11 protein-coding genes are annotated in these 18,371 nt (G+C 47.6%); 5 read left to right on the top strand and 6 right to left on the bottom strand.

The genetic code is table 11. The features are described from left to right. The first annotated feature begins 51 nt into the window (after positions 1-51). The gene (locus H6F56_RS03640) at positions 52-423 is read left to right on the top strand and encodes a DUF86 domain-containing protein (protein ID WP_190665483.1); all 372 of its coding nucleotides are present in this window, start codon (positions 52-54) and stop codon (positions 421-423) included. Positions 424-475: 52 nt separating this feature from the next. On the opposite strand, the gene H6F56_RS03635 is transcribed toward H6F56_RS03640, so the two are convergent. Further along, positions 476-1,813, bottom strand: coding sequence for a serine/threonine protein kinase (locus H6F56_RS03635; RefSeq protein ID WP_190665482.1), 1,338 nt, complete (start codon positions 1,811-1,813; stop codon positions 476-478). A 24-nt stretch (positions 1,814-1,837) separates the two neighbouring features. Then, a complete protein-coding gene (locus tag H6F56_RS03630) occupies positions 1,838-2,140 on the bottom strand; it encodes a hypothetical protein (RefSeq protein ID WP_199312561.1) in 303 nt (100 codons plus the stop codon). Positions 2,141-2,322: 182 nt separating this feature from the next. On the opposite strand from H6F56_RS03630, the gene H6F56_RS03625 reads away from it, so the two are divergent. Continuing rightward, complete coding sequence (locus H6F56_RS03625; RefSeq protein WP_190665481.1) at positions 2,323-2,592, top strand: helix-turn-helix domain-containing protein; 270 nt, start codon at positions 2,323-2,325, stop codon at positions 2,590-2,592. Between the two features lie 36 nt (positions 2,593-2,628). Next, on the top strand, positions 2,629-6,693 hold the full coding sequence (locus tag H6F56_RS26730; protein ID WP_199312560.1) for a GAF domain-containing protein: 4,065 nt from the start codon (positions 2,629-2,631) through the stop codon (positions 6,691-6,693). 292 nt (positions 6,694-6,985) lie between these two features. Here H6F56_RS26730 and H6F56_RS03600 read toward each other — a convergent pair whose 3' ends face one another. Next, positions 6,986-7,213 (bottom strand): hypothetical protein, encoded by a 228-nt coding sequence (locus H6F56_RS03600; protein WP_190665480.1) that lies wholly within the window; start codon positions 7,211-7,213, stop codon positions 6,986-6,988. A gap of 209 nt (positions 7,214-7,422) precedes the next feature. On the opposite strand from H6F56_RS03600, the gene H6F56_RS03595 reads away from it, so the two are divergent. Continuing rightward, positions 7,423-9,198 (top strand): potassium channel family protein, encoded by a 1,776-nt coding sequence (locus H6F56_RS03595; RefSeq protein ID WP_190665479.1) that lies wholly within the window; start codon positions 7,423-7,425, stop codon positions 9,196-9,198. A 602-nt stretch (positions 9,199-9,800) separates the two neighbouring features. Further along, complete coding sequence (locus H6F56_RS03590; protein WP_190665478.1) at positions 9,801-10,451, top strand: PEP-CTERM sorting domain-containing protein; 651 nt, start codon at positions 9,801-9,803, stop codon at positions 10,449-10,451. 133 nt (positions 10,452-10,584) lie between these two features. Here the strand turns inward: H6F56_RS03590 and H6F56_RS03585 are convergent, their stop codons facing one another. The 3 genes from H6F56_RS03585 to H6F56_RS03575 form a co-directional block, all read right to left on the bottom strand. Beyond that, complete coding sequence (locus H6F56_RS03585) at positions 10,585-12,699, bottom strand: choice-of-anchor Q domain-containing protein (protein ID WP_190665477.1); 2,115 nt, start codon at positions 12,697-12,699, stop codon at positions 10,585-10,587. Positions 12,700-12,984: 285 nt separating this feature from the next. Next, positions 12,985-15,360 carry a calcium-binding protein gene (locus H6F56_RS03580; RefSeq protein ID WP_190665476.1) on the bottom strand — a complete coding sequence of 792 codons (2,376 nt, stop codon included), beginning with the start codon at positions 15,358-15,360 and terminating at the stop codon, positions 12,985-12,987. 335 nt (positions 15,361-15,695) lie between these two features. Beyond that, entirely contained in the window at positions 15,696-18,182 is a 2,487-nt protein-coding gene (locus H6F56_RS03575) for a calcium-binding protein (RefSeq protein WP_190665475.1), read from the bottom strand. Positions 18,183-18,371: the final 189 nt, after the last annotated feature.

Here is an 18,371-nt window from a genome sequence, read left to right as displayed (position 1 = left end):
TCGTAAGCATTGACTATTTTTTCTCGCAAATCTACTGAGTACGGTTTCATTATGATTCTCAATACCTTTAATGTTCCCTTGAGTGTACCTCATATCTCTCAAAAGCGCTGTATATTAGATGCAATAGCCGCAATTGAGCGATATGCAAGCCAAGGCCGGCAGGCATTTGATAACCAAGAATTGATTCAAATTTGGATTGTTCATCACCTGCAAATTATTGGAGAAGCGACCAATGCGTTATCGTCCGAGTTAACTAGCCGATATTCGTCCGTGCCTTGGGCGCAAATTGTAGCGTTTAGAAATCTTGTAGTGCATGAATATTTCCGAGTCTCGCTAAACCTAGTTTGGGCAATCGTACAAAATAATTTACCTCCGCTGAAGGTAACAGTAGAACAGATTTTACAGGAGTTACCAGAGGCATGAGTTCAGCACTATTGTATTGTAGGGAACGAGCGCTCTCGCAGTGTTTGGTCGTTCAAGCTCCTATTAATTTTCTCACTCCTTCAAGATAGAAGCGCCTGAGACGTTCGCCCAAAGCAGTCAAGTCAGGTTCACCATTTAAAGGAGTCCTTAACAGTTCAACTTGCTCTCCATTTACCTCTGCCAACAAAACGAGTTCGTTTCCTGTTGCATATCCTGTAAACTTAGGAAAAAAATTATTGGGTGAAAATTCGTTGGTAATGCCGTGACTTTGGGAGAACCTTAGTTTAGCCCAGTCTATTTTAACCCGATCATCAATACTGCGACTTTTTAAGTTTATTGCCTCTGCATCGTGAATTGTACCAAAGCCTTTGCCAAGTTCGCCTGCAACAGTTCGACTTACGTTATAAAGCTCCTTAACAAGCTGTTGAGCAAGTATTTTAAAAGATTGGCGTTGGGCATAATCAGATGAAGTTGATACTTTATTTTGGATTTGAGCAATATATTGTTCGGCATTATGAATGCTCTGATTTGCAGAAATGCAAGCTATCAAGGCTTGTTGTAGCTCAGGTATAGATTGCCAGCGGTAGTCGATTTGAGTTCCAAATGCTCTGTCAAAAATTCTATTGACTTTAGCCAGTAAATCGGAAGGGATTTTCGACAAAGCTTTTTGACTTTCCGGTCTTTGATGGGGCATTCTTCCTTCATGGTCGAGCAAAGTGACAGGAGGTGAGCCGACGATCGCAAAAAACAAAATCCCGCAGCATTGTGTAATATCCGCTCTGGGGTCGCGCTGCATACTGCTATTTACCTGAAGCTCAGGAAGTGCTAAAAATCTGTTTCCAAGCTGCTGCCAAGGCTCGGTCAAAATAGTCCCGCCAGCATCAGATTCATTAAAGGAAATGCCAAAGTCTATGACAACTGGATCGGCGATGTTATCGCGACGCATAATAATGTTGTCCGGTTTAATATCTCGGTGTACAATCCCAAGATTGTGACAGTATTGTATAGTTTCTAGAAGTTTCAAAACAAGATTAACAGCCTCCGCAATCCCCATAAGTGGAGCGGTGTCAACAACTTGTGAAAGTGTTTTCCCTTCAATGAATTCACCAATCATGTAAAGCGGAACATCAGAATCAAATTGGTCGGAGTTTGATTCCATTAATCGCGGGATGCCGGGGCAATCGAGGGTTCTTGATGCAGCAACCTCTCTGTGCATTCTCTTGCGTCTTTCAGGATCTTTCTGATTTTTGAGTTTTTTTAATATAAACGTTTGAGACAAATTCGTAGAATCTTTAGGTTTGACAAGAAAAGTATCCCCTTGTCCGCCACCCCCAATCGATTTGATAGTTTCCCATTTTTCATCCCAAGGTTTATTTTTCTGTTTGCTCATAGTCTTTCTCCTTCTTTTTAAACTTTAGTTACTGGCGACTCGGAATAGCTCGAAGCCCACCTTTTCATAGGTGTGACGGGCTGGAGCATGACCGGCATCACTCTGTAGAGCCGGCATCGATAGCAACCCATACATTCGTGTCTTCCGCAGCACACACATCCAAGGGCAGCTTTTTGTCGGCTCACACGCCAATGATTTGGATAAAATGCCTGGTACACAGAGCGCGTTCATCGCCTTCTGAATCGAATCAAAGACCGGAGTCCATGCTCGAAGCGAAAGACGAATAACCGCATCAAGGTGGCGAGGGTCGTATGGTTCAATTTGCATTCCCAGATGAACTCCAGTTAACTCTGCAAGCTTTACCGAGCATACTACAGAATACTACAAAATCCGATAGCTTGGCTTTGAATGCTTACAGATAACTTTTAGGCTTATGTCTTGAGGCATAGGGCTTCTTTGCCAAAACAAGCCAAAGTTATGAATAGAGAGCTTTATAAAGTTTGCGAGCTATGGCGTTTCATCAGCAATACGTCGGTATTGAACAGCCAGCCATCGGTCAATTGATTCGTGAACTCCGGCAAACCCTGAAGCTGACCCAAGAGAAGTTTGCGGTTCACCTTGGGGTATCCTTCCCAACGATTAATCGCTGCGAAGGATACCCCACTCCCTCTCCTTTAGCTCAAAAGCAAATTGAGATGCTTTTGAATCAGCTATTGGACTCAAGTGATGCCACGGTACGAGAATGCTGCCAGTCCATGCGAAGGAAGTATTTTGTATAAGGAACTAAACGCATGAGGGCGGAAAAATTTAGGGCTATGGCTGAGAAGTTATTTGTTGGGGGCGGCGAGTTGGGGGCGTTGCTGCGATTGCACGATTGGTCGCAAACGCCATTGGGTGCTGTCGAAACCTGGTCAGACGACCTGAAAACGGCAGTGCAGATTTTACTAACTGAACTTGATCAAACCAAATCCCCCGGAGAGACGCAGCCAGACGCCCAAGAGCGACAGGATAACTCTGCTGTCCTACAGGCGGCAAATCAGCTCAATGCGTTCCGAGTCAAACTGGCAGAAGCCCTCCCCCCGCTCACCGATGCTTTAGAGATACAAGCGATCGCCGCTCGCATTTTGGGTGAAACTTTAGGGGCAAGTCGTGTCATATACATCGAAGTGGTGCCGGCTGGTGAGGAGGTCATTGTTCATTGCAACTACACCTGTGGTGTAGGCCAGTTGAGCGGACGATACCGCTTAGAGGACTACTCACGCAACCTAACTGCTGACCATCAGGTTGAGCACACCCAAGTTGTAACCGATATTCCCAATAATCCGAAATATACGGATGCTGAGAAGACGAGATACCGTGAGATTGATATTGCTGCACACATTGATGTGCCGCTGATCAAAAACAATCAATTCGTTGCCCTGCTTGCCGCTCAACAATCCACGCCGCGTCAGTGGACGGAAACCGAGGTCAAACTGGTTGAAGAAACCGCAGAACAGACGTGGGCAGCCGTTGAACGTGCCTATGCTGAAGCCGCTCTGCGCGAGTCGGAAGCAAAATATCGCACCTTGTTTGAGTCAATCGACGAAGGGTTTTGCATCGTCGAGCTGTTGTTTGATGAGTACGACACGCCAGTTGATTACCGCTTCTTAGAAATTAATTCAGTGTTTGAGCAACTAACCGGATTGCAACAAGCCGTCGGGAAAACAGCACGTCAGTTAGTGCCAGATCTAGAAAACTTTTGGATTGAAACCTACGGCAGAGTTGCCTTAACGGGTGAATCCGTTCGCTTCGAGAATCGTTCTGTGCCGATTAACCGATGGTTTGATGTCTATGCCTGCCGCACCGGACAACCGGAAGACCGAAAAGTAGCGATCGTATTTAAGGATATTAGCGATCGCAAGCGCATCGAAGACGACCGCAAGCAGGCGGAAGCAGCCTTGCGCTCTTCAGAAGAGCAACTGCGCTTATTTGTCACTGCCAGTTCAGGCATCGTGTATAAAATGAGCGCAGATTGGAGCGAGTTGCGTCACCTAAATGGTAAGGATTTTCTTGCCAGCACTGAGAACCCAAGCGGGACATGGGTCGAACAGTATATTCCGAGCGAGGATCGACCGCAGTTGAGGGCTGCAATCCTTGCTGCTATTCATAACAAAAGTACGTTTGAGTTAGAACACCGAGTCATTCAGCTAGATGGGACGATTGGCTGGGCGTTTTCGCGGGCGATCCCACTGTTGAATGCACAGCAGGAAATCATTGAATGGCTGGGGGCAGCGAGCGATATCACCCAACGCAAACAGGCAGAGCTAAACGCCGACTTTCTTGCCACGGTGACTCAGAATCTGATCGAAGCAAATGGTGTAGACGAAATTCTTCAGATAGTTGGCGAACAGTTGAATCGTTATCTTAAAACGTCTAGATGTGCCTTCGTCGAAATCAATGAGCAAGCCGACGAAGCGACAATCCAACAAGATTGGCACCAGGAAAATGTGTCGAGTTTAGTGGGTGTTTATCGGCTGCCAGACTTTTTGACAGAGGAGTTTTTCCAGCTCGCCAAAACTGGAAACCCCATTGTGGTTCGGGATATTTCCAAGGATGCACGCGTTGCTAACCAACAGCCATTCGCAACCTTCAAAATTGGTTCGTTTATTAACGTGCCTTTGATCGAAAACGGCGAATGGAAATTTACGCTGGGCATTTATCATCAGGAACCCTACCACTGGCGCAGTGATGAGATTGAGTTGATGCGCGACCTGGCAAACCGGATCTGGACAATGCTGGAACGTGCTCGTGCCGAAGCTGCTTTGCAAAAGAGTGAGCAACGGTTTCGGCTGATGGCGGATGCTGTGCCACAAATTGTTTGGATTACGGATACGGAGGGGCGAGTTGAGTTCTTCAACAAACAATGGAGCAATTATACGGGCGCTTCTTATGAACCAACCACAGCAGCAGAAGTGGCCGCTAGTTTCGTTCACCCAGAGGATGGCGATCGCACAATAGAAGCGTTTAATGCGGCGCGACGCAGCGGCGGTATTTTCTCGGTCGAACACCGGATTCGCTCTGCGGCAGGAACCTATCGCTGGTTTCTGGTGCGTGCCGAGCCTTACCGAGATCCCCAAACAGGTGAGATTATTCGCTGGTTTGGTGCATCCATCGATATCCACGATCGCAAACAAGCTGAAGCCATGATTACCACCGATCTGGAAAATACCCAGCTGTTGCGCGACTTGAGCACACAACTGCTCATTGAAGACAACATTCAGGTGCTTTACGACAAAATTATGGCGGCTGCAATCACTCTGACACGAGCTGATGCCGGCACCGTTCAGATCTTAGACAAAGCGACGCAAGAGCTAGTTTTGCTTGCATCCCAAGGCTTTGAGCAAACGATAACCGACCATTTTGATCGAGTGAATGCAAGTTCAAACACCTCCTGTGGCCTTGCCTTGCTCAGGGGGACTCGCGCCTTCATTGATTTTGATATGCCAGAGTGCGACGACCCCTGTGGTGCTTTACGAATTCATATCAATGCTGGCTATCGCTCAGCCCAGTCCACCCCGCTAATCTCCCGTTCAGGCAGGCCGCTCGGCATGGTTTCAACCCACTGGCGCAAGCACCACCGACCGGCTGAGCGAGAACTCCGTTTTCTGGATCTGTTGGCGCGTCAAGCTGCCGATCTGCTTGAACAGCGACAGACAGAAGCGGAACGCCAACAAGTTTTAGAACGCGAACAGGCAGCACGAGAAGAAGCAGAACGAGCCAACCGCATCAAAGATGAATTTTTGGCGGTGCTGTCCCATGAATTGCGATCGCCCCTGAACCCGATCTTAGGGTGGACGCAGCTACTACAAACCGGCAAACTCGATGAAGCCCGCAAAGCCGAAGCCTTAAAAACGATCGAACGAAATGCCAAACTCCAAACACAGCTAATTGAAGACTTACTTGACATCTCCCGCATTATGCAAGGCAAGCTGTCGCTAACAGCGACTCCCGTTAGTTTGACGTTCGTCATTTCTGCGGCGATTGAAACCGTGCGTTTGGCAGCAGAGGCGAAACACATTAGACTACAGCTCGATCTTGACTATACAGTTGCGCCGATTTCTGGTGATGCTGCCCGTTTACAGCAGGTCCTCTGGAACTTGCTGAGTAATGCGGTCAAGTTCACCCCTGCTGGTGGACAAGTAACGGTTGAACTGAGGCAACTGAATCAACTGGCTCAAATTCGAGTCATTGATACGGGTAAAGGGATTAATCCGCAATTCTTGCCTTATATGTTTGAGTATTTTCGACAGGAGGATGGTTCAACCACCCGCCGGTTTGGAGGATTGGGATTGGGCCTGGCGATCGCGCGGCAAATTGTGGAAATGCACGGGGGAACCGTGCGGGCAGAGAGCCAGGGTGAAGGGCAAGGCGCAACTTTCATTGTGCAATTGCCGGCGATAAAACAGACAGCATTGATCGTATCTGAACCTATCCAGACCAAAACAGATGCAGGACTACCGCTAGAGGGCATTCAAATTTTACTGGTAGACGATGAGCCAGATACCCGTGAGTTTCAAGCGTTTCTGTTAGAACAAAACGGGGCAAAGGTGACAGCCGTTGCTTCTGGCTTAGAAGCATTGCAAGCATTGGAACAATCGATTCCCGATGTACTGGTGAGTGACATTGGAATGGCTCAGATGGACGGCTATATGCTGCTCCAGCAAATTCGGTCGCGACCACTCCAGCAGGGTGGAATGATTCCAGCTATTGCGTTGACTGCCTATGCCGCAGAAATTGATCGACAGCTGGCACTTCAGGTCGGATTTCAAGCTCACATTACAAAGCCTGTAGAGTCAGATGTGTTGCTGAAGGCAATCTCAATCTCGCTAGGACGTATCTAACTCGCTACTTTTCACGTTTAGCAATTCGTTACGTCTGGCCTCACAACCTCCACTTACTGCTCTGCCGGCAGCTTGTAAATCTCGCGTTTTACCTGAACCAGCAGATTGCGGACTCGATTGATTTGCTCTAAATTGCCACTTCGAGCAACTTGGGCGAGCGCACCATTCAACTAAGTTAAAGTACGCCCCAACTTGATGTGATCACTTCATCAGACAGGTGATTGATTATGTTCTATTCGGCTTTTTTTTCTTAGGGCGTTGATTTTAGAGCTGTGTTATTGCCTCTCACCGGCTACAGGGATTCAAAGATGGCATCGAAACCTTCTAAAGTCATGCACTCTTCTACAAATTCCTCAGTATCGCTAACACTTTCGAGTTTGTATTCCATAATGCGTCGCTCATCACCCGGCATCTTTTTAGAAGCCAATAGGGTTGCAGGATATTTAGCAGCGATCTCCTTAAAGGCAATAGCATAGTTGCGCCAACCTTCAGCAGAACATTGAATAATTACTCGCCACATAATTGTTACTCTCGTTATGGTTTGCTGACAAACTGTTTGTTAATTATTGTGACACGCTTCAGGCCGGCTCAACTGATTCTCCGGCTCACTACTCAACCCTTAGTATGACCTGGTGTTGTTAGCTACAGTTCTGGATCGCAGTCTCGTTGAAAATAAAGTTTCAACAAAAACACAGCGTTTCGTTGTCTGTCTGTCAATTAATTAGCAAAATGAAACCCCGTATCATTGTCTGTGGTCTTGGTTGCACCGGCTATAAAATTTTCTGTTTGTTGAGACAACAAGGCGCGGATGTTGTTGGCATCAGTGATCGCCCGTTGATTCATGAAGGTGCTGATATCATTTTTGGAGATTTGCGTGAACCTTCTACCTTGCTAGCCGCCGGCATTCGGGAAGCACAAACGTTGGTGCTTGCCGGCGCTGACGATGCCTTAAATTTAGCCATTCTCGTGCAGTCGCGGGTGCTCAATCCCCGGATTCGGATTATCAACCGGCTGTTCAATGCCAGTTTGGGTGATCGTCTTGATCAAACCGTCGGTGATCACGTCACCATGAGCGTTTCTACCCTAGCCGCCCCTGTTTTCGCATTTGCAGCACTGGGAAAACAAGCCATTGGCCAACTACAATTATTTCACCAAACATGGCCCATTCATGAAGAATATATCGATGAAAATCACCCTTGGCTAGGCCGGCATCTTAGTCATTTGTGGGAAAATCGCTCGCGGATGCTGATTTACTATCTGCCGGTGAATGGACGGACAGATTTAATTTCTGCGATGAGTTACGGACAAACCTTGCAGGTGGGAGATCGTCTGATTGTTGCCTCTCAACCGCGTGTGCGAATTGCACGCAACTCAGTGATTCAAAAAGTCACTAAATTTTTCAACAGTTTGCAACAGTTTCATCTGCACACACGCTCAACTTTGGCGGTTCTCCTCAGCCTATTTGTCACAATTTTAATTGCAACGCTTACCTATATTTGTGTTAATTCCAATACCTCGGCAATCGATGCCCTTTATTTTTCTGTCGGGATGATCACAGGTGCCGGTGGCAATGAAAAAGTTGCAGAACACGCACCAGAAAGCATCAAATTATTTACGGCTGTGATGATGTTAGTTGGTGCCGGTATTATTGGAATTTGCTACGCCCTCCTCAATGATTTCGTATTAGGAACTCGGTTCACACAAGTTTGGGATGCTACCCGAATTCCCCAGCGAAGTCATTACATTATTTGTGGTTTGGGTGGCGTTGGATTGCGAATTGCCGATCAACTTAGAATGAGTGGTCATGAAGTAGTTGTGATTGAGCGCGATCCCAACTGCCGGTTTATAAATACTGCCCGCGCCCTTAAAATTCCCGTTATTCTAGGGGATGCTAGTGTAACGACTACACTAACAGCCGGCAATATTGATCACGCGGAAGCACTGATCGCGGTGACAAGCGACGATACAGCGAATTTAGAGATTGCACTCACTGCCAAAAGTTTAGTCGGCAAATTGCCGGTGGTGGTGCGAAATCAAGACCCTCAATTCGCTCGAATGGTGGAACAAGTTTTTGAGTTTGAGGCAGTATTAAGTCCGACAGAATTAGCTGCACCCTCCTTCGCTGCCGCTGCTTTAGGTGGAAGAATTTTCGGCAATGGAATGACGGGCGACAGTCTTTGGGTGGCTTTAGCGACACTGATTACACCCAGTCATCCCTTCTGCGGACATCGTGTTCGAGAAGTTGCCATGAGTGCTGACTTTGTGCCGTTGTATATTGAAACCAATTGCCAAAGTACCCACGGGTGGGATTTACTCAACTCATACCTCAGCGCCGGTGATGTTTTATATCTCACCATGCCGGCAACCAAACTCGATCAGTTATGGCGCACTCAAGCATCCAATGCAGAAGCCGATTTTGAACCTGATATTTCTGTTGCAACCAAAAGCGATCGGCTCAACTCGCCGATACGCGAATCAGGGCTAAGAAGCACTTTTTCCTCTTGAACGCTACGGCGTCTTATCAATGAAGCTTGATAATGGCAGCAGCTAGATAAATTGCATCCAGAAAGTTTCTCGCTCGCTTATCGTAGGGCGTCGTAATCGCAAGGGTATTGCTTCAATTCGAGAAAGAAGTTCTCAATTTCGTTGCCGCGCTTTGTACAAATGTTTGTCATACTCGCAAGAAGTAGAACGGTTACCGTTGAGCGGAATGACTGCTGTTTTGCCCTGCTGTTTGGGTGGCTCAATCACCGCTTAATCTGCATCATATCTCTTGTCGGCTAGGATCTTACTGGCAGCCAGTTCATCGAGGAAGACATCAGCTCTGTCTAGACCGAACGTTTGTCCGCAAGTCAGATGAAACCCTATAAGGTGGGCCAAAGCATCTATAAGGGTATGGATCTTGGTAGCCAATCCACACCTTAGCGGAGACGAATCGCTTCGCTAGTAGCATCCCGCACTTTGCTGGTGAGCGCGTACCATTGCCTTTGTCAATCATGGCATATTCGTTGTCTGCATCGTTGGCTAACACCTCGAATACTTGTTGCTACAATGTAGTGTAATCTCAATCATAAATAGAAGCAATCGCTTCAAAGGATAGGAGTCTCATGAAAAAATCACTTTTGTCCCTATTAGCCATAGCAGGCTCTTTAACTTCCTTAGGAGTTATAGCCTTACCAGGTAAGGCTGCTACATTCCTTTATTTTAAAAGCAACCCTGGGAGTTTCATTGGAGGAGGACTCACTAAAACTCTGACTTCTACAGATGGTACATTTAGTGCATCTCGCATCTATAATAGTCCGCCGTTCTTTGACTCTAAGAATGGCGTAGAAATCTTGTTTTCTGCATTCGATCAGCCCGAGGCAGGTGAAAATTCAATATTTAATTATGGACGATTAATCTTTACAGCTCCTGAGAATGCAGTTTTAACACCTGGTACTTATCAAAATGCTACTCGTTGGCCTTTTCAGCCTACCCAACAGCCCGGTCTGAATGTTTCCCTTGGGAACCGAGGGTGCAATCAACTTATGGGAAATTTTGTAGTCAAAGAAGCTATTTACGGAACAGACGGACAGCCAGAGCGCTTTTCTGCTGACTTTGAACAGAGTTGTGAAGGCTCAATACTTTCCGGGCAAATTAGATTTAATTCATCAGATGAAACACCAAATGCTTCAGTACCGGAGCCGACAATGTTGCTTGGTCTTTTAGCAATAGGTGGGATGCTTGTAAGTCATCGAAAACGATTTAACGAGACTTAATCTCTAAAATTTTTAAATTTTATCTTTCCTTTAAAAAAACATCAACAACAAATAACGCAACGATTGGGAAAATTCCCCACTGCAAGCTGAGTGGGGAATCGTTCATTGAATGTTGATCAATTGAACCGGCAATCTAAACGTACTTAAAGGAGCTACTGGTGAGACTCAAGCCGGTTGCGCCCCCCTGAATCACGCCAATTAGTTCATCCTTAATAGAACCGCTGCCGGCAAGGATTTGGGTGCCGGTGCTTGATTGGAGAAGTTGATAGTTACTGGCACTACCGTAGAGTTGAATTTTATCCTCGCTGCCGTTGAAGTCCGCAATAATTGCGTAGTCCTTTAATCCCTGAGACGTTAAACCGGCATTTTTGTAATACCCCTTTGTTCTATCTCCTAAAACAAAGGTATCAGCCCCACTTTCACCCCGAAGCAGATCCACCTCGCCAGTTCCGGGAGTAATGCCGGTGGCGTTAGCGCCGATCAAGGTATCATTACCGATACCGCCGTAAATACTATCATTGCCGGCGCTACCGATGAGGGTATCATTGCTATCTTGACCGTACAATTGGTCATTGCCCAAGTTGCCATTGAGAAAATCAGATCCAATTCCCCCATAAAGACTATCGTTGCCGGCAACTCCATCCATAATGTCATTGCCCTCGTAACCGTTCAGCACATCATTATTTACAGTGCCAAGAATGGGGCTATCTGTTGTTAAAACAGAAGTATTGCTCAGCTCAAATGCGCCAATATCAAACTTGCCATCGGAACGCGTGACTCCTCGCTGATCGATAGTTAAACCAGAAACACTTACACCCGCATTAATTGCCGGACTTCCACTCAGCAAACCATGCGTTAGAATGCCACCGCCATTGTCTTGCAGAGGAGCGAGTTGGGGATCAGCAATCTTAATACTATTCGTGACATTAACATCAGTTGGATCAGTGGACTTTTTTGGAGGAAACTGAATATTTCCGCCACCATCAATTAACGGAGCGCCAACGTGTTGTTTAATCTTCCAAATATTGCCGCCCGTGTTCTTGTCAAAAATTGAATTTTTGACGGTGACATATTGATTTTGTCCCCAAAATGCGCCGCCCATAAAACCAGCATGATTATTCGCAACTGTGGTGTTGATAATATTGCCGGCGCTGGAGGTATTGATCATCATCGCGCCGCCTATCCCACTGGTGCCATCTGTGCCTTGGGCTTTATTGCCAGAAAAGGTGGAGTTGATAATTTTCCCCGGTGATTTTTCTCCTACCCACAAACCCCCGCCTTGAGTCAGCGCCGAGTTATTGGCAATGGTGCTATTGCTGATGGTGTAGTCTGCATTGCCAATTCGGATGCCACCGCCGAGAGCATTGCCGGTGGCATTTTTAATGACTTGATTGTTAATGATCGTGCTGCCTTCAATCACAATTTTGTCTGGAGCATAACCAAACAAAAACATTGCTCCACCTTGACCGGCTCCTATATTACCTTCAAACCGGCTATTGCGAATGTTAATGGTTCCGCCGAGAGAATCGCTCGTAAAAGCGCTAGCACCATCGGTGTAAATTGCCCCACCATATCCCTTCGTCACAGTTCCCGAACTGCCGGCAGTTGTGTTGTTATTCAAAAATGTTGAATTTTCAACTGTTAGCCCTCCCAAGAGGCTGTTAATCGCCCCACCGTTAATGCCTTTGTTGTTCGTAAATACACTGTCTTTAACAACAAGGCTGCCTTCACTTTTGGTTGCGATCGCCCCACCGCCCCGTTCTTGGTTGCCGAGTGTCCCATCATTGGCATCAAATTTACTGTTAATCACCGTCGTTTTGCCGCGCCAGCCCGTATAGATCCCGCCACCAAACTGGGCAACGTTGCTGTTAATTTGGCAATTTTCAACGGTTAATGTGGTGTGCGATGCAGCTTTAATGCCGGCACCAGCACCGGCTTCATCAATGCCACTCGCTTTGCCATTGGCGATAATCAGATTCCGCATTGTGACATTAATGGCAGTATTATCCGGCGCAGTTTTTAACTCGAATACGCGGGTTGCTTTATTGCCACTAATGGTTAAGCCGGCTGCTCCTGTGCCATCAATGATCAGGTTTTTGTTGATGTCTAATTGACTGCTCAGAACAATGGTTTTTCCGGCCATTGTGGAAGAAAAATTAATGGTATCTCCTGTCTTTGCAGTGGCGATTGCTTCGCGTAGTGAACCGACTCCACTGTTGGTGTTCGTGGTTACAGTGATGATACTCATGGTTAATCCTTTTGATTCAGTTAAGGTGCGAATGTTTACTCGTTAAATCTCGGGAATTCCTGATTCAGCGAATCCCGACGATATTGAACCAATTGGGGTGATAGCATTGGGCAAAACTCCCGTTCCCTCTTATGGGATGTCTGCACTAGCTATCACGAACCAATTGGAAGAAAAACCAAAACCCAGTTGGAAAAAAGTTATACAGTGACCTTAAAAATGTTGAGTTCGGTCACGATGAAAAAGTCTCATAGGACAAATGAAGTGCTGCCCTAGATTAAGAACAATCTAAACGTAATTAAAGTTGGTACTGGTGAGTGTCAATCCGGTTGTGTCTCCTTGAACAACTCCAATCAGTTCATCCTTGGTGGCACTACTGCCGTAAAAGATTTGGGTGCCATTGGTTGACTGAACCAATTGATAGTTTGCTGCACTACCTTTGAGCTGAATAAAATCTTCAGTACGGTTGAAGTCAGCAAGAATGGCATAATCACTCAAGCCTTGAGTAGCGGTGCCGGTGTTATCGTAAAAAACCTTTGTGGTATTCCCTAGCACAAACGTATCCGCACCGGCTTCACCCCAAAGCCGATCAATTTCCAAACTTCCAGGAACCGTCGCACTGGCGCTAACCCCCGTGAGAATGTCATTACCGGCACCGCCGTAAAGGCTGTCATTACTACTGCCGCCGGTGAGGGTATCATTGGCATCTTGACCGTATAACTTATCGCTTCCCGAACCCCCATCAAGCGAGTCTGTGCCGATTCCGCCATATAGCAGATCGTTGCCGGTGCCGCCATTGAGCTTATCGTTTTCTGTGCCACCATCGAGGGTATCGTTGCCATCGCCACCTAGGAGGCTATCGTTACCGGCACCGCCAACCAGAGAGTCAGCGCCCAAACCGCCTGTTAAGGTATCACTGTCTGCGCCGCCGTTGAGAAGATCGTTCCCGTCTCCGCCATCAAGGACATCGGTGCCGGCTTGCCCGAATAGTTTGTCTGCGCCGATACCACCTAGCAGGCTATCATTGCCACCGGCACCGTCTAAACTGTCATCGCCATCGTTGCCATTGAGCACATCGTTGCCGGCAGTTCCTACGAGGGTATCATTCTGCGTTGCAGTCGTCGTGCTGCCAAGCTCAAACGCCCCACTATCAACGATTGCGCTGCCATTATTATCCCCATCTTTGGGACGCAGCTCGCCGCGCTGATCCGTCGTAGGTGCGCCGGTATTTATCCCCTTATCAATTGCCGCACTTCCTGATAGCAAAGCGTGAGTTAAAACGCCGCCGCCGTTATCTTGCAAAGCCCCAAGTTTGGGATCTGCTAGTGTCACAGATGCCGTTGCATTGTAATCATTAGAAAGAGTCGTTGCTTTGGGAGGCCATTGAATATTACCCCCACCATCAGTTAATTGACGAGTGGTGTTGTATTGAATCTTCCAGGGGTTTGTTGCCGTATTATTGCTAAAGATCGTGTTTTTCACCGTAATCGGGTTAGAGCCGGCTAAGATACCCCCTCCGACCCAGCCGGCAGAGTTATTAGCAATGGTGGTATTGGTAATGTTCGCTGCTTTGTCGGTGCCTCCGATGCGAATTGCACCGCCATAACCTTTGGCTGCATCTTCTGCGATGTTGCCGGAGAAGGTGCTGTTGCTAACCGTAACCCCTGCGTTATTTGCCCACAAGCCCCCACCTTGAAACACGGCTTTATTATTGGCAACGGTCGTATTTTTAACGGTTAAATCTACGTCTTGATGGTAGATGCCGCCGCCTAGTGAACTGCCGTTGGAGTTTTTGATGACTTGATTACCAAGGATTGTAGAATCTTCAACTGATACCTTTTGCGGTTGATAAGCGCTGAGATTCAATGCGCCGCCAAACCCGGCTGCTTTGTTGCCTTCAAACCGGCTTTTGCGAATAATAATATTGCCGGCTTCATTCAAGCCATTCGCACCATCGGTGTAGATTGCGCCACCGTTGCCGCTCTGATAACGTCCGGCTGGGTAGGCAGCACCGGCTGTGGTGTCGTTATTAACAAAGCTGGAGTTTTCGACAAGTAATTCTGTATTGAGAACGTTGATTGCTCCCCCGACAATGCCTTTGTTATTGGTAAATTGACTGCCTTTGACGACGAGATCACCACCGACTGTGGCAATGCCACCGGCACCGCGTTCTCGCATGACATCGGTGGTGCCAGATGTGCCATCATTAGCATCGAATTTACTGTTGATGACGGTAGTTGTCCCGCTAGTGCCGGCCATGATTGCAGCACCTTTCCCGGCTGCGTTGTTTTTAAATGTGGTGTTTTCTACAGTTAAGTCTCCCAGATATCCCATGCGAATACCTGCGCCACCATCTGCATCCGTGGTTTTGCCATTGGCAATGGTGAGATTTTTGAGGCTGATGTTGTAGCCTTCGGGAACAAGGTAACTCCAATCGCTATAAAAGACGCGGCTGGCGTTATTGCCACTGATGGTTAAATTCGTTGCGCCCGCCCCATCTATCGTCAAATGTTTGTTGATTTCTATTTGACTGCTGAGGCTAATGGTTTGATTAGCTAAGCTGGATGAAAACTGAACGGTATCGCCGGCTTGTGCAGAGGCAATTGCTGCACGCAGTGAACCGACTCCACTATTGGTGTTTGTGGTTACAGTGATGATACTCATGGTTTAATTTTTGGGTTGAATGAAGTGGCAAATTTTGCAGCGAAAAGATTCGAGTTTAGCAGATTTAGAAAATCCCGTAACACTCACTCAATAGAGGTAAAACTTGGAAAGTCTCGGATTGAGTAAGCTGTGGTTATCTATGCCAACCCAGAAAGATTCAATCAGGAAAAATAGCAAGGGCTATTCAATTTTCCAAAAGAGAAATTGCTGTAGGGGTGGGGTTTGAAACAAGAACTGTTTTGAGCGCGTGAAGGTTATCTGTCAATAACCCGCCCCTACGATTAGCAATCTGAGAACTCCGGCCAAAATAAAGCGGTGTGCCGGTTCAAAATGGTCTAGACGAGAATAGGATCGCTGTTGTTGAGAGTTAACCCTGATGTAGGAACAGTTCCAATTAGTTCATCCTTGGTGGAACCGTTGCCGTCAAAGATTGGAGTGTCACTTCCCGACTGTTGGATCTGCATCAAATTCTCGCTGCCGTTGAAGTCAGTCAGTATCGGATAATCACTCAATCCTTGAGAGGAGATGCCGGCATTTGCTAGTAGGAAAGTGTCTGCACTGTTATCACTTGGCGGCGTGGCAGCGGTGTTAGCGCCTGTGAGAGTGTCATTGTCAGGAGTGCCGGTGACGCTATTCTCGCCTTGTTGAGCCGGTGGCAGGGGTGCTGGGCCGGGTAAGAGGATATCATCAGTGGCATAGATGACATCGTTGCCGTCTCCACCGTTGAGAAAGTTTATACCGGCACCGCCATAGATGGTATCGTCGCCACCGCCTCCATAAATCGTGTCGTTTCCGTCTTCGGCATAAATGATATCGTTACCTGCGCCTCCATAGATGACATCGTCGCCGCTACCGCCATAGATGGTGTCGTTGCCGTCGCCGGCGTAAATTGTGTCATTGCCGGCTTCACCATAGATGACATCGTTGCCGCTAGGTGTAGGTGTAGGTGTGGGGGTAATCGTATCGCTGCCACCACCACCAACTACGGTGTCAGTCGGTGTGGGGGTAATCGTATCGCTGCCACCACCACCAACTACGGTGTCAGTCGGTGTGGGGGTAATCGTATCGCTGCCGCCGCCACCGACAACGGTGTCAGTCGGTGCGGGTGTTATGGTATCGCTGCCGCCGCCACCGACAACGGTGTCAGTCGGTGCGGGTGTTATGGTATCGCTGCCACCACCACCAACTACGGTGTCAGTCGGTGCGGGTGTTATGGTATCGCTGCCACCACCGCCAACTACGGTGTCAGTCGGTGTGGGGGTAATCGTATCGCTGCCACCACCACCAACTACGGTGTCAGTCGGTGTGGGGGTAATCGTATCGCTGCCACCGCCACCAACTACGGTGTCAGTCGGTGCGGGTGTTGTGGGTGCGCCGGCATTCAGTCCCCCAGCTATACCGATTGCCGCACTGCCTTCAAGCAAGGCATGGGTTAAAATGCCACTGCCGTTGTCTTGCAAAGGGCCGAGTTTCGGATCTGCAAGGGTGATTGTTGCCGTTGCATTGTAGTCGTTGAAAAGATTAGTTGCTTTAGGCGGCCATTGAACATTACCTCCGCCATCGGTTAATTCACGAGTTGTGTTGTACTGAATATTCCAGGGATTCGCTGCCGTGTTATTGCTAAAAATCGTGTTTTTAACCGTCACGGGAGTAGAGCCGGCTAATATGCCACCTCCTACCCAGCCTGCTGAGTTATTAGCAATGGTTGTATTGGTGATGTTCGCTGCTTTATCGGTGCCTCCGATGCGAATTGCACCGCCATATCCTTTGGCTGCATCTTCTGCGATGTTGCCGGAGAAGGTGCTGTTGCTAACCGTAACTCCTGCGTTATTTGCCCACAATCCTCCCCCTTGAAATACGGCTTTGTTGTTGGCAACAGTTGTGTTGTTAATCGTTAGCTCTACATCTTGATGGTAGATGCCACCGCCTAATGAGCTGCCGTTGGCGTTTTGGATGACTTCATTTCCCAGCACGATGGAATCTTCAACCGATACGGTTTGCGGTTGATAAGCGCTAAGATTCAATGCCCCACCAAAACCGGCTGCTTTGTTGCCTTCAAACCGGCTTTTGCGAATAATAATACTGCCTGGTTCATTCAAGCCATTCGCACCATCGGTGTAGATTGCACCACCATTTCCACTTTGATACCGTCCGGATGGGTAGGCAGCACCGGCTGTGGTGTCGTTATTAACAAACGTCGAGTTTTCTACCAGTAATTCTGTGTTGAGGACGTTAATTGCGCCTCCAACAATACCTTTGTTATTGGTAAACTCGCTGCCTTGAACGGTAAGTGCACCTCCGGCTGTGGCAATGCCACCGGCACCGCGTTCTCGCATGACATCGGTGGTGCCAGATGTGCCATCATTAGCATCGAATTTACTGTTGATGACGGTAGTTGTCCCGCTAGTGCCGGCCATGATTGCAGCACCTTTCCCGGCTGCGTTGTTTTTAAATGTGGTGTTTTCTACAGTTAAGTCTCCCAGATATCCCATGCGAATACCTGCGCCACCATCTGCATCCGTGGTTTTGCCATTGGCAATGGTGAGATTTTTGAGGCTGATGTTGTAGCCTTCGGGAACAAGGTAACTCCAATCGCTATAAAAGACGCGGCTGGCGTTATTGCCACTGATGGTTAAATTCGTTGCGCCCGCCCCATCTATCGTCAAATGTTTGTTGATTTCTATTTGACTGCTGAGGCTAATGGTTTGATTAGCTAAGCTGGATGAAAACTGAACGGTATCGCCGGCTTGTGCAGAAGCGATTGCTGCACGCAGTGAACCGGCTCCACTGTCTGCATTGGTGGTTACAGTTAAAATGCTCATACTTTTTTAAGTCAATGAAATTGCTGAATTTGCTCAAGCGAAATTTTTACAGAATGCCCGATTTAGGCATTTTCTGAGCGATTACTAGAGGGCAGTAAAACTTGCAAAGTGGCATTTCGTCTGATGGCGGCTATGGGTGCCACTGTTGAAAAATTTAACGGGTAAAATGGAGTGCTATCCCGTATTGCT

The sequence above is a fragment of the Microcoleus sp. FACHB-672 genome, from assembly GCF_014695725.1.
In the GTDB taxonomy this organism is placed as follows: Bacteria; Cyanobacteriota; Cyanobacteriia; order Cyanobacteriales; family Oscillatoriaceae; genus FACHB-68.
The sequence above is the reverse complement of the archived record's forward strand: the minus strand, read 5'-3'. Positions and strand labels throughout refer to the sequence as shown.

Coding starts and splice junctions, on each gene's coding strand:
- H6F56_RS03580 (WP_190665476.1), bottom strand. CDS start 15,360: ATGAGTATCATCACTGTAACCACAAACACCAATAGTGGAGTCGGTTCA.
- H6F56_RS26730 (WP_199312560.1), top strand. CDS start 2,629: ATGGCTGAGAAGTTATTTGTTGGGGGCGGCGAGTTGGGGGCGTTGCTG.
- H6F56_RS03625 (WP_190665481.1), top strand. CDS start 2,323: ATGGCGTTTCATCAGCAATACGTCGGTATTGAACAGCCAGCCATCGGT.
- H6F56_RS03630 (WP_199312561.1), bottom strand. CDS start 2,140: ATGCAAATTGAACCATACGACCCTCGCCACCTTGATGCGGTTATTCGT.
- H6F56_RS03640 (WP_190665483.1), top strand. CDS start 52: ATGATTCTCAATACCTTTAATGTTCCCTTGAGTGTACCTCATATCTCT.
- H6F56_RS03595 (WP_190665479.1), top strand. CDS start 7,423: ATGAAACCCCGTATCATTGTCTGTGGTCTTGGTTGCACCGGCTATAAA.
- H6F56_RS03600 (WP_190665480.1), bottom strand. CDS start 7,213: ATGTGGCGAGTAATTATTCAATGTTCTGCTGAAGGTTGGCGCAACTAT.
- H6F56_RS03635 (WP_190665482.1), bottom strand. CDS start 1,813: ATGAGCAAACAGAAAAATAAACCTTGGGATGAAAAATGGGAAACTATC.
- H6F56_RS03590 (WP_190665478.1), top strand. CDS start 9,801: ATGAAAAAATCACTTTTGTCCCTATTAGCCATAGCAGGCTCTTTAACT.
- H6F56_RS03585 (WP_190665477.1), bottom strand. CDS start 12,699: ATGAGTATCATCACTGTAACCACGAACACCAACAGTGGAGTCGGTTCA.
- H6F56_RS03575 (WP_190665475.1), bottom strand. CDS start 18,182: ATGAGCATTTTAACTGTAACCACCAATGCAGACAGTGGAGCCGGTTCA.